Genomic DNA, 17,701 nt, shown 5'->3' on the forward strand with positions numbered 1-17,701 from the left:
TATGCCTAAGCAACTCACTATTGCTTTGGTCGCTGGAGAGCGTTCTGGCGACATTATCGCTGCCAATTTTATCTCTGCATTTAAACACTTGATGGCCGATAGCAATATTGAAATTAAGTTTGAGGGTATTGCAGGACCTTTAATGTTAGAGCAGGGCATGCAAAGCTTCTATGATATGGAAGAGCTTGCGGTAATGGGTCTTGTTGAAGTGTTAGGTCGATTACCTCGCTTATTAAAAATTCGCAGAAACTTAATTAAACACTGGCGTGATAACCCACCTGATTTGTTTATGGGGATAGATGCACCAGATTTTAATTTAACCTTAGAAGAAAAGCTCAAACAATCCGGCATTAAAACTGTTCATTACGTTAGCCCATCTATTTGGGCATGGCGACAAAAACGCGTGTTTAAGGTTAAACGTGCCGTTGACATGGTTTTAACTTTATTGCCGTTTGAGAATAAGTTTTATCACAAGTTTGATGTGCCTTGCCAATTTGTTGGTCATACTCTAGCTGACCAAATTCCGCTGCAAACAGACAAACAAAGCGCTAAACAAGCACTTGGTTTAAATCTTGAAGACGACTTCATCGCTGTATTACCGGGTAGCCGTAGTAGTGAAGTTTCTATGTTAACTGAAGATTTTGCCAAAACATGCCAATTGCTTAATCAGCAAAATCCTAAATTGAAATTTATCGCAGCAGCCGTCAACGTAGAGAAGCAGCAATATATACAAGATATCTTTGGCCAAATCGCACCCGAACTAGATATACATGTGATTATTGGTAAAAGCCGTGAGGTTATGGGCGCTGCCAACGCTATCTTAATCGCCTCAGGTACAGCGACCTTGGAAGCAGCACTAATTAAACGGCCTATGGTGGTGTGTTATCGTTTTAAAGCTTTGTCGTATCAAATCTTCAAACGATTGGTTAAAGTTAAATACTTTTCACTGCCTAATTTAATTATGGATAAGCCAGTAGTTGCTGAGTTATTACAAGACCAAGTCACAGCTGAAAATATTGTAGCAGAGCTAAACAAGGTGATGTTTGACGAAAACCAACAGCAGCTTGAAGATTTTCATTCTATTCACCAACAACTAAAACAAGATGCAGGTGTAATAGCTGCACAAACTATCAAGAAATTGTTATATGCAAGTTGAGTTAGATTTTTCCGCTAGTAAAAATTATCAATTAGTCGCAGGTGTTGATGAAGTAGGGCGTGGCCCACTCGTTGGCAATGTAGTCGCTGCTGCGGTTATTTTAGACCCAAACAATCCAATTGAAGGTTTACGTGATTCGAAAAAACTTTCAGAGAAAAAAAGGATACTGCTTGAGCAACAAATCAAACAAAAAGCCATCAGCTGGTGTGTCGCGGTAGCAACACCCGAAGAAATAGACCAAATCAATATCTTACAAGCGAGCTTTTTAGCTATGCAACGTGCTGTTGAAGGTTTAAAAACACAGCCTGAGTTTTGTTATGTTGATGGTAATAAGTTACCTAAATTAACTATGCCTGCTGAGGCTATCGTTAAAGGTGATGATTTAGTGCCTGCAATTAGTGCTGCATCTATCTTGGCTAAACAAGCTAGAGACCAAGAAATGTACGACTTGGCTAAACTCTATCCAGACTATCAATTTGATAAACACAAAGGCTACCCAACGGCTGCGCATCTAAGTATTATTCAGAAACTTGGCGTGTTACCAGAGTACCGCAAGAGTTTTAAACCAGTGCAGAAAATATTGGAGCAAGTGTCTCATGGCTGATCCTAAATTTGTTCATTTGCGTGTCCATTCTGACTTTTCTATGGTCGATGGCCTTGCCAAAGTAAAACCTATCATAGGCAAAATCGCTGAGTATAATATGCCCGCGGTTGCCATTACTGATCAAATGAACTTATGTGGCTTGGTGCGTTTTTATAGTGGTGCCAATGGCGCGGGCATTAAACCTATTATAGGTGCTGATTTCTGGGTTCGCAGCACTGAAATGGAAGACGAAATCTTTCGTTTGGTTATATTAGCAGCCGATAACGATGGCTATAAAAACCTGACCTTACTGATCTCTAAAGGGTATTTACGCGGTGAGTATCAAGGTAAAACTGTAATCGACCAAGACTGGTTAATAGAGCACGCCAAAGGTTTGATTATCTTATCTGGTGCACGCGAAGGTGATCTAGGTAAAGCTTTAATAAAAGGTAACTACAATCAAGCGCAGCGCATCACTGATTTTTACAAAGAATATTTTCCAGACAACTATTATATTGAGCTAATTCGTACCGGCCGTGACAATGAAGAAACCTATCTTCACCACGCTGTAAAATGGGCTGACGAAGTTGACTTACCTGTAGTTGCAACCAACGAAGTGGTCTTTTTGAATGAAGACGATTTTGATGCGCACGAAATCCGTGTAGCTATCTATGACGGTTATACGCTAGACGATAAAAACCGCCCACGCCGTTACTCAAATCAACAATACTTGCGTACAGAAGAAGAAATGTGCGAAGTGTTTAGTGATATTCCCGAAGCGTTAGAGAACTCAGTTGAAATTGCTAAACGCTGTAACGTTACAGTATTGCTCGGCAAATATTTCTTACCTAGCTGTCCGACTGGCGGGATGAGTGAAGACGAATACTTAGTTAAAGTTTCTGAAGAAGGTTTGCAAGAGCGTCTCGAATTCTTATTTCCAGATGAGCAAGAGCGCGCTGAAAAACGCGGTGAGTATGACGAGCGTTTACGCATCGAATTAGAATGTATTAACCAAATGGGATTCCCGGGTTACTTCCTTATCGTTATGGAATTTATCCAGTGGAGTAAAGACAATAATATTCCGGTTGGCCCTGGTCGTGGTTCAGGTGCGGGTTCTTTAGTCGCTTATGCGCTTAAAATTACTGATTTAGACCCGTTAGAATTTGACTTGCTATTCGAACGTTTCTTAAACCCAGAACGTGTATCTATGCCAGACTTTGACGTCGACTTTTGCATGGATAGACGTGATGAAGTAATAGATCACGTAGCCCAATTGTATGGCCGAGATGCGGTATCGCAGATTATCACTTTCGGTACTATGGCGGCAAAAGCTGTAGTACGAGATGTTGGTCGTGTATTAGGTCATCCATTTGGTTTTGTTGACCGAATTTCTAAATTAATCCCTGGCGATCCAGGTATGACTTTGGCAAAAGCTTTTGATGTTGAGCCAAGGTTAAACGAGTTGTATGAAGCCGATGAAGAGGTTCGTGCTTTAATAGATATGGCGCGTTTTTTAGAGGGTACTACACGTAATGCAGGTAAACATGCCGGCGGTGTGGTTATTTCACCGACTAAAATTACTGACTTTGCACCGCTTTATTGTGACTCTGAAGGTAAACAGCCAGTTACCCAATTTGATAAAAATGACGTTGAAACAGCAGGTTTAGTAAAGTTCGACTTCTTAGGTTTACGCACACTGACAATAATGCAGTGGGCGATTGATATGGCGAATGAAAAACTCGTTAAAGCCAATAAACCTCTGATTGATATCAATGCCATTCCGCTTGATGATAAAAAAAGTTTCGAAACGCTGAAAAAATACGAAACGACAGCTGTATTCCAGCTTGAATCTCGAGGGATGAAAGACCTGATCAAACGCCTGCAACCTGACTGTTTCGAAGACATGATAGCTTTGGTAGCCTTGTTCCGACCAGGCCCGTTGCAATCAGGTATGGTAGATAACTTTATCGACCGTAAACGCGGCCGTGAAGAAATATCTTATCCAGATGCGCAATATCAGCACGAATGTTTAAAAGAAATTCTCGACCCGACTTACGGCATCATCCTCTACCAAGAGCAGGTTATGCAGATTGCTCAGGTAATGGCAGGATACTCGCTCGGTGGCGCTGACTTATTACGCCGTGCTATGGGTAAGAAAAAGCCAGAGGAAATGGCTAAGCAGCGTAGTACCTTTGAAGAAGGTTCGAAAAACAATGGTATAGATCCAGAACTTGCGATGAAAATTTTCGACCTTGTAGAAAAATTCGCAGGTTATGGTTTCAACAAATCGCATTCAGCCGCTTACGCATTAGTTTCGTATCAAACTTTATGGATGAAAACCCATTACCCAGCTGAATTTATGGCTGCGGTAATGTCGGCCGATATGGATAACACTGACAAAGTTGTAACCTTAGTGGATGAATGCGAGCGCATGCGTATGCCGCTTATTCCACCCGATGTTAATCAAGGTTCATACAAATTTACGGTAAACGATGAAGGTGCGATTGTTTATGGTATTGGTGCAATTAAAGGTGTTGGTGAAGGTCCAATTGACGCAATTATTGAAGCGCGTGAACAAGGTGGTAAGTTTAAAGATTTATTCGATTTTTGTGCACGAGTAGATTTAAAACGCATTAACCGTCGTGTCCTCGAAAAGTTAATTCAAGCAGGGGCGTTAGACGCACTCGGCCCACATAGAGCTTCTATCCATGCAACATTGCCTGATGCAATTGGCGCAGCTGAGCAGCACGCCAAAGATGCATTGGCTGGGCAATCTGATTTATTTGGTTTATTAACTACAGAGCCAGAAGAAGTTGAGCAAGCTTTTGTTAAAGTGCCTAAATGGCCAGAAGAAGTTTGGTTAGAAGGTGAGCGCGAAACTTTAGGTTTATATTTAACCGGTCATCCGATTAATCGCTATCGCGAAGAATTAAAACATTACGCACGCTCACGTATTAACGAATTATCACCGACACGCCGTGATGACGAAGTATCAACATCAGGTTTAATCATAGCGGTTAAAAGTATGGTGAATAAGCGCAGCGGTCGCCGTTGGGCTATTGTAACCCTAGATGATAAAAGCGGTCGTATTGATGTACGCTTTTTTGCCGATATGTTTGAGCAACATGAAGAATTATTAGTTAAAGACCAAGTTATTGTAGTATCAGGGCCAGTCGAAGATGATGACTTTACTGGTGGCTATTGTATGACGGCTAAAAACTGTATGGATTTAGTCTCGTTACGTGAAAAATACGCAAAATCTTTAACAATTGAATTGAATGAACAAAATTTAAAGCCAAACATTATTGAGCAAATTCACCAGAAAGTTAGCCCGCATAAAGAAGGGGTTACACCTATTGTTTTTGAGTATCAGAACAATAGAGCTAAAGCAGAAATTAAAACTGGTGTGCAATGGTATGTGACACCACACGATAGTTTGCTGTATGATTTGCGCCATATTGTTGGTGAAGAGCATATTTCACTACGATTTTAATGAAAATTAGTTAAAATCTACCGAATTAAATGCGGGATACCCGTTAGGAAATTAAATTAATAGGGCAGAAACAGATCCATGAGCTTAAGTTTTCTTGAATTTGAACAGCCAATTGCTGAGCTAGAATCAAAAATTGAAGAGCTAAAGAGCGTCGCTAAAAACAGTGGTGAGCTTAATTTAGACTTAGAAGAAGAAATTAATAAGTTAAAGCAAAAAAGCAAAGATTTATCGAAAAAAATCTTCGCTGATTTAGGTGCTTGGCAGGTTGCTCAATTAGCCCGTCATCCGCAACGCCCGTATACGCAAGATTATATCGATCGAGTATTCACAGATTTTGACGAAATGGCAGGCGATCGCCACTACGCAAATGACCCGGCAATTATTTGTGGTACTGCACGTTTAGATGGTCAACCTGTTGTTGTTATTGGTCATCAAAAGGGTCGTGATACTGCTGAAAAAATTAAACGCAACTTTGGTATGCCGCGTCCTGAAGGTTATCGCAAAGCTTTACGTGTAATGGAATTTGCTGAACGTTTTGGTTTACCTATTATCACTTTTATCGACACCCCAGGCGCATATCCAGGTGTTGGTGCCGAAGAGCGTGGTCAAAGTGAAGCAATTGCCCAAAACTTAAAAGTTATGGCGCGTTTAAAAGTTCCAGTTATCTGTACTGTAATTGGTGAAGGTGGTTCTGGTGGCGCTTTAGCAATTGGTGTTGGCGACAAAGTTAACATGTTGCAATACAGCACTTATTCAGTTATTTCACCTGAAGGCTGTGCATCTATATTATGGAAATCTGCAGAAAAAGCTGAAATGGCGGCAGAAGCTATGGGTATCACAGCTGATCGTATCAAAGAGTTAGGTTTGGTTGATAACATTGTTGACGAGCCTTTAGGTGGCGCGCACCGTGATATGGCGTTAATGGCGCATAACTTAAAAGATACCTTGAAAAAACAATTGGCTGAGCTTGAAAATAAAGGTCCAGAGCAATTGTTAGATGGTCGTTATGAAAAATTAATGACCTACGGGTACTGCTAACAGACAATATGTTTATCCCTGAACAAATTATCGAATTAGATAAGTATCATCAACAGGGGTATCAATTTGTTGTCGCTTTCAGCGGTGGAGTCGACTCCACCGTTTTGCTTTATCTAGTCCAACAACACAGCCAAGCTTTAAATATTCCAGTTACCGCCATTTATGTAAATCATGGCTTAAGTGCCAATGCGGACAACTGGCAACAACACTGCCAACAAGTTGCTGAGCAAATAGGTGTTCAATTCAAAGCGGTTAAAGTGAATATTCAGCAGACTAACCGACAATCAATCGAGCAGCTCGCGCGCGAAGCAAGGTATCAAGCGCTAATTCAACATTCAGCTGACAAGTCGGTAATTTTTGCAGGGCAACATCAAGACGACCAAACCGAAACTTTTTTGCTGAGGCTTAAACGCGGCAGCGGGCCTAATGGTTTAGCCTGTATGCGTCCATTACGTAATCTTACTGAAAACCGTTTATTGTACCGTCCTTTATTGCATGTTACTCGAGCTGAAATTGAGAGCTTTGCAAACCAACACTCCTTGCGCTGGATTGAAGATGAAAGTAATCAAAATCAAGTGTTTGAACGTAATTTTTTACGTAAGCAGATAATTCCACAACTTAGTGAAAAGTGGCCGCAGTTTTCTGCTATGGTCAGCCGCAGTGCACAGCTGTGTAGTGAATACCAATTACTCGCCGATGAACTCGCTTTTATTGATGCTAAAGCAGCCATAGATCCCAACAATAGATTATTAGTCGAAGCTTGTTTAAGTCTTTCTCAACAAAGGCAAAATAACTTAATTCGCTATTGGCTGCAGAGTCAGCGAGTGTTATTGCCCAGCTCTAAACAAATGCAACAAATTGAACAGGTTTTATTGGCTAAAGATGATGCGCAACCTATAGTGCAATTAGCTTGTTCACAAATTAGACGCTTCAACAAAAAACTCTATTTGCTCAAACAAGCAGAGCTTGATTGGATAGCGCAAACGCCTAGTGACATTCTGGTTGAACTCAAACCTCAACTGCGACTGCTAGCGGCGGATGCTAAGTCATTGACAATTAAGCAGGTTAAACAAGGTAGACGAATACGTTTAGCGACCGAACAAGAGCAGGTGAGCATTCGCTATAATATTAAATCATCCACTAAGTGTTTGCCGGACTACCGCCACCAAAGTCGTACAATTAAGAAGATTTTACAAGAATTATCAATTGAACCTTGGTTTCGTCACAAAGTTGCTTATTTATATTATAATGACAGCTGTGTAGCCGCTTTAGGTTATTGGATTGATAAAAACTATTTGATAGAAGATTCCAGCGATAAACCACAAATAGGTTGGACTTGGGTTTACGATTAAACTAAGTTGGTTGGATACAGGGGAGGGATTCATTATGTTACGTGCAGCAGTTTTGCCACTGGCTTGTACTTTGTTGTTCGCTTGTCAATCAACTATGGATACACAGGTTAAAAAGCACAAGCTTTCAGTTAAGCCACAACCAAATATACATCCAAATAATAAACGTAATGCGATAATTAGAATAGAACCTAAATATCCACGCTCAGCTTTAAGAAAAGCTGTTTCGGGTTGGGTGCTGATTAGTTATTCTATTAACCAACGTGGCGGAACTGAAGATATTCAGGTGCTTGATTCGAGTCCAAAAGGTTATTTCGAAAATTCAGCAACAGCTGCTATGGCACGTTGGAAATATAAACCACATATACAAGCGCAAGAACCAGTAAAATTATCTGGGTTACAAGAATTGATTGTATATACTGTTCAGTAATCAACTAACACCAAAATAAACCCTAATATCTGTGTTAACTCTATATCCTTCAAATAAATTAGAAGACCTTGTTATACTGCTTAACAAGGTTATGCAATATCGCCAAACATCTGTGCTAAGCCAAGATATTATTTTGGTTGAAAGCCAGGGTATGCAACATTGGCTAAATATGCAGTTGTCGCAAATGACCAAGATTGCGATGAACATAACCTATCCAATGCCATCGCGCTTTATTTGGGATACAGCGCGTAAAGTGTTAGGCAGTGATAAAATTCCACGTCAGTCGCCTTATAGTCGTGAAATTCTCACCTTTAGAATTGAACAGATATTTCATAGTGATGAGTGGCTAACTTCTGCCGCTAGTGAGTTAGTAACTCAGTACTGGCAAGAGCAGAGGTCAAACCAACAACAAATTGGCAACAGACAAGGGCAACAACAATTAAAAGCTTTTCAATTAGCACAAGCTGTCGCCGATGTATTTGAACAATATATGCTGTATCGACCAGATTGGTTAGAAAATTGGCAAGACGGCAAATTAAATACAGAACAAACGGATGAAATTTGGCAGCAACAATTGTGGCTGATTTTATTTAAACAAAGCCCATACCACCCAGTTGCCCTGCAAAATGAAATGCTCAAAGAATTAGAGCATAAACATCACTTACTTCCCAAAGACATTCATATATTTGGCATTAATACTATGCCGCCTAAAACCTTAGAGTTTTTTGAGGTTATTTCAAACTGGGTCAATATTCATCTGTATCACTTAAACCCTTGTGTTGATTATTGGGGCGATCTGCAAAGTGAAAAAACAACAGTTAAAAAACAGCTCAAACAGTTGAAGTTAAATACGCTTGAGCAATGGCTTGAACAAGAGAATATTAGTCAGCCACTGCTGGCTAATTTAGGTCAACAAGGCAAAGGATTTTTTTCTAGTTTACAAAAACTTAATGGTTTTGAAATTAATGCCTTTGATCTGGCTAAAGAGCAAGAGGAAGCCGCAGAGCAAACTAATAACAACTCAATGACACTGAGCTGTTTGCAACAAGTGCAGCAGGACATTTTGTTGTTAACCGACGCAACACAAGCAAATGCTGAAATCAATCAAGATAAGCAAACTAGTTTAATTGACGACTCTATCAATATAGTCAGCTGCCACAATGCTTTGCGTGAAATAGAGGCTTTGCACGATTTTTTATTAGCTGAATTTGAAGCTAATCCAGAGCTAACGCCGCGTGATGTTATTGTTATGTGTCCGGCTATTGAAGATTATGCACCATACATTCATTCGGTATTTCGCTCAAGTCGCCAGCCACAAGTTGAAGGCGAACAACTTAGACTACCTTGTACTATCGCCGACAGAAATCAATTAGATTCACAACCTATCATAAGTACATTTTTAGAACTACTAGAGTTACCAGATAGCCGCTTTGAAGTAAGTAAAATACTCGATTATTTACGTTTACCTGCATTGCAAAACAAATTTAATTTAGATGAAACACAAATAGAAATTATAGAGTGGTGGTTAAAACAAGCGAATGTGCATTGGGGGCGCGACCAAACACATAAACAGCAAATTACCGGCAACCAAGCAGCAGATGCAATTTATACATGGCAATGGGCGATAGAAAGATTGTTATCTGGTTATGCGTATTCGTCAGAGCCTACTTTTAGTGACGATTTAGCCTATATGCCGCATGTTGAAGGGCAAAACGCGCTAGTGTTAGGTCAGTTATGTGATTTATTAACCCAACTGCAATACCATGCGCAGCAGCTTAATCAAGCGCGCAGTGCAGAAGAATGGCATAGTTATTTAACTAAAATGCTTGAGAGCTTTTTTGCAATAGATGAACAAGCACAAGAGCAAGAATCGTTACTTATCATTCAAAATGCAATCAATAGTTTAACTGAGCGCAGTGCAAAAGCGGACTATCAGCAAGACATAAGCTTAGAAGTAATCCGCTTTTATTTGCAACATCAATTTTCCCAAGCTGACACTTCAAGTCAGTTTTTAACTGGGCAAATCACTTTTTGTTCTATGGTGCCAATGCGCAGCATTCCATTTAAAGTGATAGCCATTTTAGGTTTGAACGATGGTGTTTATCCAAGGCAACAAACACCAATTAGTTTTGATCTCACTCAGTATTCTGAATACAGATTAGGCGATAGATCACGTCGCTCTGATGATAGATATTTATTTTTAGAAGCACTGATTTCAGCCAGAGACAAACTCTATTTAAGTTACCAAGGGCGTGATGTAAAAAATAACTCGGTGCGTGAACCTAGTTTAATTTTAAAAGAGTTAATGAACTACTTAGCTCTAGGTTATGCTTGGGACTTCACTGCTGCAAATAGCCAGCTTAGACAAATGCCCTTACATGCCTTTAGCCCAGATAATTTTAAGACGTTTAAAAGTTTTGCTAAACAGTGGCAACGTCTGGCTTTTGCCAATAAACAGCAGGCTAGCAAAAATACCTGGGTCAGTAATAGCAAAAGCGATAGTGATGTGACTAGCGATAGTTCGCAACAAGCTAGTATAGATTTGCGCCAACTGGTGAACATGTTTGTTGACCCTTTTAGTTTTTATTGTCGTTGTAAACTTGGGTTAGAGCTTAATTTAAATACAGTTGATGATTTAGATGTAGAGCCGTTTGAACTCAACACTTTATTGGATTATCAGCTAACCGATTCAATTAACTCAAGCTTAATTAATGAGACCAAAGTGCTTGATAAAAATAGCAAAGATTCTAGCAATACAGGTAGTGCCGCAGAGTTAATCACCTGCAAGGTTGTAAAAGAATACAGGCTGCAAGGTGCCTTGCCTGAAAGTATGGTGAGCGAGCAGCAAATTGAACAAACCTGTGTTAAAGCTCGCGCTTTACATCAAGCGTTAGCTGCTTTTTTACCACTTGAACAAGTCGGTATTAACCTTGGGCTGCAAAATATAGAACTAACAGCCGCTGTGGTTCAATCTAACAGCACAAATTTGTCTGGTTATCTATTATCACGCCCAACTAGTAAAAAGGCTAAAGACGATATTTTGCATTGGTTAAGTTATTTATTAGTCAGTTGTTATCAGCAGCAAATGCAAAATACTTATGCAGTATTTACCCAAGGAAAAGGCGAAGATTTAACCATTCAAATTAGCGGGTATTTGCACAATGCTTCATTTGGTTTAGTGCAAGCCAAGCAACTACTAGCTCATTATTTAGCTGTTTATCAAAGTCAGTTTGAGCAAACTAGAATCATCAGTATTGAGTTAATGCAGCCTATATTTGCCAGTGTCGCTAAAAGTAAAAAACTAAATATCACTGATATTGAAGCGATTAAGCAAGATGTCACCTTGTTCAAAAAATGGTGCGAAAGTGTTGAGGAGCTTTGGTCAAGCAATGAACATTTTCAGTGGTTATATCCAGACTTTAATCAGTTAACTGAACAATTGGAATACGACTATCACACAAGTGTTGAGTTATTTCAGCCAATATATGCGCAGTTAGTTAACGAGGTGACTGTATGAGTATGCAAAACCCATTAACTAAAGGTCCTCAATTACTGGCTGTTGAACAAATGCAATTGTTGGGTCGTCACTTAATTGAAGCAAGTGCTGGCACGGGTAAAACCTTTAATATCACCCGAATTTATCTGCGTTTACTGCTAGAAAAGCAGCTTAACGTAAAACAAATTCTATTAATGACTTTTACTAAAGCGGCAACTGAAGAGCTTAAAGGACGTATTGAAAAAGTATTGCGTGAAACGCTCAATGACTGGTCAAAATTGGCAGTTAGCAAAGATAAATTTTTTGTTCATTTGTACCAAGCTGTAGCAGAAGATGAAGCTCAGCTGTTATTGAAAAAAGCATTGTTAGAGTTAGATGAAGCAAGCATTTTTACTATCCATGGTTTTTGTAAAACCGTATTAAGCCAACAAGCATTTGCTAGCCAATTACCCATGCAAATGAATATGGAAGCTGATACCAGTGAATTATTATTGCAAGCTACACAAGACTGGTTTCGTAAAAATGCTCAAGATAAAACGCTAATAAACTGTTTGTTAGAACATGGGTGGCACACACCTGATAGATTTATTCGAGAATTCGCCACTGCGATAAAAATTCAGCAGCCTTGTTTAGTTGCCACTGCAGATAAAATTAACCAAGCACATAATCAAGCACTTGAAGATTGGTTAATAAGGCAAAATGAAACTAAGCAGCAGCTAAAACAACATCTGCTACAGCACCAAGCAGAAATCTTCGATGCGCTTGTTTTAAGCAAAAAAGGTGCTGAACAACAAAAACGCCAAGATGAGTGGCAAGCTGCACTGGCTTGGTTAGAGAATCCTACAGCGGATGAATCACCAAAAGAGCTGGGTGATTTTATTAATGGTAATAGATATCGCAAAAACCAAAGTCTAATTGATATTTTTGCACCGATTAAACTGTTTCGTGAAGCCTTCAAAAAAGAACTTGCTGCTTTACAAGTGGAACTTGATAAGTGTTTACAAGCCGTTGAAGTTAATCAAATAGTTGCACAGGCGATAGAGGATATTCGTTTAGCTTTTCAGCAAAATAAAAGTCTGAAAAAGGTACTAGATTTTGACGACTTAATTTACCTACTAGCACAAGCATTGGCTAAACCTCAAGCTCAGCAACAACTTATTCCTCAGTTGCGTCAGCAGTTTCCAGTTGCTTTGATAGACGAATTTCAAGATACAGATATTAATCAGTATCAAATTTTGCAAAAGCTCTATGGCGATGCGCCGCAGACGCAAGCTTTGTTTATGATTGGTGATCCTAAACAAGCAATTTATGGTTTTAGGGGCGGCGATATATTTACCTATTTAGCGGCGCGTGACCAAGCTGATTATATTTGGGTAATGGATACTAACTGGCGTTCAAGTTTAGCTGTGATCCAAGCTTATAATAGGTTATTTCATGGTGCACCACTTGAGCAAGATGCCCGTGATGTTTTTGGCTTTGACATTGATTACCAGCAAGTGAAAGCGGGTAAAAAAAGTGATGAGCAAGTTTTTACTGATAATAGTGATTTTGCCGCGATAAATTATTTACTTTATCAGCCAGCTGACGCTAATGACAAAGCGGTTACCAACAAAGCTGATTTAAAAACAGGCCTAGCCATTTGGCTTGCTAACGAAGTTGTTCGTTTGTTAGAAAGTGTTGAGTTAAATCAGCGAGCAGTGTTGCCGCAAGATATAGCAATTCTGGTACGCACAGGTACTGAAGCTGCGATTATAAAAAGTGCTTTGCAGCAAGCGAATATTGCTTCTGTGTATTTAAGCGAAAGCTCCAATGTATTTGAATCTAACCAAGCAAAACATATTTTATTTGTCTTAGAAGCTTTGCTTGAGCCTGAAAATAGCCGTTTAATCAATCGCGCTTTAGCTAGTGATTTATTTGGCTTTTCCGCTCAGCAAATATTTGATCTGCATTTAGAACAAAACCAAGCTGATTTTGACCAAGTAATTGAACAATTTGCGGATTTAAGAGCTCAGTGGCAGCACAAAGGCATAATGTCTGTACTGCTGCAGCTTATTCAGAATAATTATCAACCAGCACCTGAGCTGCATGAGCGTGGTTTAACCAATATGCTGCACCTTGCTGAAGTATTGCAAAAGAAATCTATTCAGCTGAAACACCCGCAGCAGTTGATGAAATGGTTTAAAGAACAAGTCAGTTTGCCGCAATCGCAAAGTGAAGCTGAATTGCGTTTAGAGAGTGACAGTAACCTAGTGCAAATTGTCACTCAACATAAATCTAAGGGGTTAGAATACCCAATAGTATTTATTCCGTTTGCCACCGAATACTCTGACCCAACCAAAGCTGGGGTTAAATCTAAATATCTGCTGCGATACTTCAATCAACAAAACCAACAAAGTGAATTGCAAATTGGGTTAGATTCAGCTGCGCTGAAAGCCTGTATGATTGAAGGGGATGCAGAAGCTGTAAGGTTATTTTATGTTGCTGTTACCCGTGCCGAGCATAGGTTGTACTTAGGTATGCCAATGCATAAACAAGCGAATAAATCGGCCATAGCTAAATGTTTAGATTTACAGCAAAGTGATAATGCACTTTGGTTTAACCAGCTCAAATCAGTTGAAAGTGAAACTGCAATGCAGGGGCTAATTCATTGCCAACTGCTTGATAAAGCATTGACTCAACAGGATACACAAATATATCAAGCACAGCAGCAAGATGATAATTCACTGCCTATTCGTGACTTTAACGGTGAAATAGAAGATAACTGGCATTTGAGCTCGTTTTCGGCGTTAACGCGCAACTCTCATAGTCAAATCAGGCAAATTGAACGCCATGATGAATTTGAACAAAGCCCAGTGGTTAGGTCTATTAACCAAAACAGTACAGAGGCGCTTTATGCGGATGAATTGAGATTCACCCTGAAAAAAGGCGCGGATGCGGGTAACTTATTGCACGATATTTTAGAGCATGCTGATTTTAGTCAGCAGAATTGGTCTCAGGTCGCAGAAGCGCCATTAGCCCGTTTTGCTCAGTTGCCAGAAGAACAACATTCGCAGTTATATTCATGGTTAGATGAAGTTGCCAGAGCGCCTTTGCCGATTATGGATGAGCAAGGTAAAACAACAGGCGTGGACTTTTGTTTAGCTGATCTTGAATACCCACAAACCTTGCGCGAAGCAGAGTTTTATTTTCCATTAGAATATTTAAATGTATTTAAGCTGAATAAAATTCTTGCTGAACATAGGCAAGATAGCCAGTCGAGCAAGCTAGCGCAAACCTCAGCGATTAAAGGCATGATGCATGGTTTTATCGATTTAATATTTGAATTTGATGGCAAGTATTATGTTGCCGATTATAAATCGACTCACTTGGGCAATGATTTTGCTGATTATAACTTTGTAAACTTGCAGCAAAATAATCAAAGTCATTTTTATGATTTACAGTATTTAATTTATGCGGTTGCTTTACACAGATATTTACAAAATCGCTTGCCAGATTACGACTATGCTAAACATTTTGGTGGGGTTTATTATTTATATTTGCGCGGTATGACAGATAAAGACTTAAGCGACACTGAAAGCTCCGACTCGCACAATCGCATACACAAATACCCAGGTGTATATTTTAATGTGATTAAAAAGTCAGTGCTCGACGCACTTGATAACTTAATGGCTGACAAGGGCACACACACAGTAACTGAAAATACTGAAACACGCTCAACTACAGGCAGAGAAAAAGGTGACAAGAGTGGACAAATTAGCCTGTTTTAACAGCTATCAAGAATGCGCCCAACAACTGGCGGATATTCAAGCGATAGACTTTTATTTTGCGCAAAATGCCATCAAACAATTAACTAAAACTGCAGACTTAACTGGCTATAGTGAGCTTGAATTAAAGCATTTATTTATCTTGCTACTTGCTTGCCATTATTCATTGCGCAATGGCCATGTGTGTTTGCCGCTAGAAGAAGTTGCAGGGCAAACATGGTTTGCCGATGACGAGCATCTAGGTTTTGTGTTTGAGCCAATTATATGTGAAAACTTGTATGAAACTTTTGATAAAAAACACAACATCAGTCAATCGCAAGCTTGTCTGTTTTGGGGGGATTTTCAGTCTTTATATATCAAACGTTATTGGTATTACGAAGTTGAAGTGGCTGAGCGCCTGTCTAAATTAATGGCACCGCAATCAGGCAACCAGTCGTCACAAATACCAACAAACCAGTTAGCCGATATAGCTGAGTTAATCCAACAACTCTTTGTGTCCGCCAAGCACAATGAAGGCGAAATAGACTGGCAACAAGTGGCAGTGGCAAGTTCAGTAACAGGTCGTTTGAACATAATTTGTGGTGGTCCAGGTACAGGTAAAACTTACACAGTTGCGCGTTTATTGGCAGTACAAGCCCTTAAACATAAGCTAGAAAAGTCTGATACTCAGCCATTAAAAATTATGATGGCAGCCCCAACAGGTAAAGCGGCGCAAAGGTTAACTGAGTCGTTAGTTGCAGCAAAAACACAAATGTTGCAACAGGGCATAGATGAAAATATCTTACAGTCGATCCCAGAATCAGCCGTTACTCTACATAGACTACTTGGTTACCACCCGTACAAATTAGGTTTTACCTACAATCAAAACAAACCGCTTAATTGCGACTTATTGTTAATCGACGAAGTGTCTATGATAGATCTGGCAATGATGTGTCATATATTACGCGCATTACCCGCACATTGTACTTTAGTCATGTTGGGAGATGCAGACCAATTGCCTTCCGTTGAAACAGGTAATTTATTGGCAGATATTGCACCAAAACATGCAACTCATTATCCATCGCAAGCTGCTGAGTTAATTTATCAATTAAGCAAACAGCAGGTTGAAGTTGATGAAACTAGCCAATACGCACATTTAACTTTTTTACAAAAAACGCATAGGTTTAGTGGTGAAATTGGTGCTATTGCCAAAGAGGTGATTAACGCCCAGGGCCAACAAAGCTGGTTGAGGTTACAAGATAATAAACAGAATCAGTTTGTTGATCATCAAGCACAAGAATTAGCTTTAGTTGAATTCAATTATTATCAAACTTGGATAAATCAAGCGATCGCGCATTATTATGCAGTGTTAAACAAAGCTGATGATGTGCAACATGCGTTTGAATTATTGGCTGAATTTAGAATTTTAACCGCAATGCGCAAAGGCCAATTTGGCGTTGAAAGCATTAATCAATATATTGAAGATAAAATTAAACAACAGCAGCGTGTAGCGAGCAATGTTAGTCATTACAAAGGTCGACCTATTATGGTGACGCAAAATGACTATCAGCATAAACTGTTTAATGGCGACATAGGTTTAGTTTGGCCGGATAAAAATGGACGTTTGGTGTGTTATTTTGAAAGTGACAATGGTGTGCGGCCTATCAGTTTAGCTAAATTGCCACAACATGATGCTGTATATGCGATGACAATTCATAAAACTCAAGGTTCAGAATTTAAACACGTTGGACTCATTTTGCCGGAAAGCCAAAACCAGCTATTAACGCCAGAGCTTATCTATACAGGTATTACGCGTGCGAAAAAAGCTGTAACCATAGTAGCGAAAGGTGATATTTGGCAGTTCGCGTTAACTAATCGACAAACTCGTCATTCTAAGCTGGCAAATAGGCTATATCAGCATGCTTAAAGCTTTACCAGACTTAGAGGATGCAAGCCAAGCAAAACAATACATAACCTATTTACTTGCGCGTAAAGAATATGCGCGCAGCCAGTTGTATAGCAAGTTAGTCGGTAGAAATTATCCCGCTGAAGCAGCTAATCAACTATTGGATGAGTTAGCTGAGCTTGATTGGCAAAGCGATGAAAGGTTTGCCATTAGTTTAATTCGCAGCAAAGCACACAGTGGTTATGGCGCTAAATATATTCAGCAATTGTTTTACCAACACAAATTAACTGTGCGTTTTGAAGATGTGATTGAACAGGTTGAGATTAATTGGGCTGAAAACTTAGTCCATTTAATTGAAAAGAAATATGCCAATAAAGATTTGTCAGATTATCAGCAAAAACAAAAATGTTTGCGTTATTGTTATTCGCGTGGCTTTTCAGGCTCAGATATTCAATTAGCATTGGAAATTATTAGCGAAGGATATTAACTAAACTCTTGGTTTATGTT

The 17,701-nt window shown here is 39.5% G+C and carries 10 protein-coding genes; all 10 read left to right on the forward strand.

Annotated elements, in window-relative coordinates; all coding sequences use genetic code 11:
• The first annotated feature begins 1 nt into the window (after position 1).
• The 10 genes from lpxB (at position 2) to WSC_RS0110480 (ending at position 17,681) form a co-directional block, all read left to right on the forward strand.
• Positions 2-1,156: a lipid-A-disaccharide synthase gene (gene lpxB, locus WSC_RS0110435; protein WP_016955866.1), complete on the forward strand. Its 1,155-nt coding sequence runs from the start codon at positions 2-4 to the stop codon at positions 1,154-1,156.
• A complete protein-coding gene (gene rnhB, locus WSC_RS0110440; protein WP_016955867.1) occupies positions 1,146-1,760 on the forward strand; it encodes a ribonuclease HII in 615 nt (204 codons plus the stop codon). Before lpxB ends, rnhB begins: the two co-directional genes overlap by 11 nt.
• A complete protein-coding gene (gene dnaE / locus WSC_RS0110445) occupies positions 1,753-5,232 on the forward strand; it encodes a DNA polymerase III subunit alpha (RefSeq protein WP_016955868.1) in 3,480 nt (1,159 codons plus the stop codon). Before rnhB ends, dnaE begins: the two co-directional genes overlap by 8 nt.
• Positions 5,233-5,310: 78 nt before the next feature.
• Positions 5,311-6,270: an acetyl-CoA carboxylase carboxyl transferase subunit alpha gene (gene accA, locus WSC_RS0110450; RefSeq protein WP_016955869.1), complete on the forward strand. Its 960-nt coding sequence runs from the start codon at positions 5,311-5,313 to the stop codon at positions 6,268-6,270.
• 8 nt (positions 6,271-6,278) lie between these two features.
• Positions 6,279-7,622, forward strand: a complete 1,344-nt coding sequence (tilS, locus tag WSC_RS22465; protein ID WP_016955870.1) for a tRNA lysidine(34) synthetase TilS — start codon at positions 6,279-6,281, stop codon at positions 7,620-7,622.
• Positions 7,623-7,656: 34 nt separating this feature from the next.
• A complete protein-coding gene (locus WSC_RS24125) occupies positions 7,657-8,049 on the forward strand; it encodes an energy transducer TonB (protein WP_016955871.1) in 393 nt (130 codons plus the stop codon).
• A 31-nt stretch (positions 8,050-8,080) separates the two neighbouring features.
• Complete coding sequence (gene recC, locus WSC_RS22475; protein ID WP_157447257.1) at positions 8,081-11,566, forward strand: exodeoxyribonuclease V subunit gamma; 3,486 nt, start codon at positions 8,081-8,083, stop codon at positions 11,564-11,566.
• Entirely contained in the window at positions 11,563-15,312 is a 3,750-nt protein-coding gene (gene recB / locus WSC_RS22480) for an exodeoxyribonuclease V subunit beta (protein ID WP_016955873.1), read from the forward strand. The genes recC and recB overlap by 4 nt, the downstream gene beginning before the upstream one ends.
• Positions 15,290-17,215, forward strand: a complete 1,926-nt coding sequence (gene recD / locus WSC_RS0110475; protein WP_016955874.1) for an exodeoxyribonuclease V subunit alpha — start codon at positions 15,290-15,292, stop codon at positions 17,213-17,215. Before recB ends, recD begins: the two co-directional genes overlap by 23 nt.
• Positions 17,208-17,681, forward strand: coding sequence for a regulatory protein RecX (locus WSC_RS0110480; protein WP_016955875.1), 474 nt, complete (start codon positions 17,208-17,210; stop codon positions 17,679-17,681). The genes recD and WSC_RS0110480 overlap by 8 nt, the downstream gene beginning before the upstream one ends.
• Positions 17,682-17,701: the final 20 nt, after the last annotated feature.

Source organism: Catenovulum agarivorans YM01 (assembly GCF_000281085.1).
Classification (GTDB): domain Bacteria; phylum Pseudomonadota; class Gammaproteobacteria; order Enterobacterales; family Alteromonadaceae; genus Catenovulum; species Catenovulum agarivorans.

What these genes read in the sequence shown, in the direction of transcription:
- lpxB (WP_016955866.1), top strand. Translation starts at nt 2, where the DNA reads ATGCCTAAGCAACTCACTATTGCTTTGGTCGCTGGAGAGCGTTCTGGC.
- dnaE (WP_016955868.1), top strand. Translation starts at nt 1,753, where the DNA reads ATGGCTGATCCTAAATTTGTTCATTTGCGTGTCCATTCTGACTTTTCT.
- tilS (WP_016955870.1), top strand. Translation starts at nt 6,279, where the DNA reads ATGTTTATCCCTGAACAAATTATCGAATTAGATAAGTATCATCAACAG.
- recB (WP_016955873.1), top strand. Translation starts at nt 11,563, where the DNA reads ATGAGTATGCAAAACCCATTAACTAAAGGTCCTCAATTACTGGCTGTT.
- WSC_RS0110480 (WP_016955875.1), top strand. Translation starts at nt 17,208, where the DNA reads ATGCTTAAAGCTTTACCAGACTTAGAGGATGCAAGCCAAGCAAAACAA.
- rnhB (WP_016955867.1), top strand. Translation starts at nt 1,146, where the DNA reads ATGCAAGTTGAGTTAGATTTTTCCGCTAGTAAAAATTATCAATTAGTC.
- accA (WP_016955869.1), top strand. Translation starts at nt 5,311, where the DNA reads ATGAGCTTAAGTTTTCTTGAATTTGAACAGCCAATTGCTGAGCTAGAA.
- WSC_RS24125 (WP_016955871.1), top strand. Translation starts at nt 7,657, where the DNA reads ATGTTACGTGCAGCAGTTTTGCCACTGGCTTGTACTTTGTTGTTCGCT.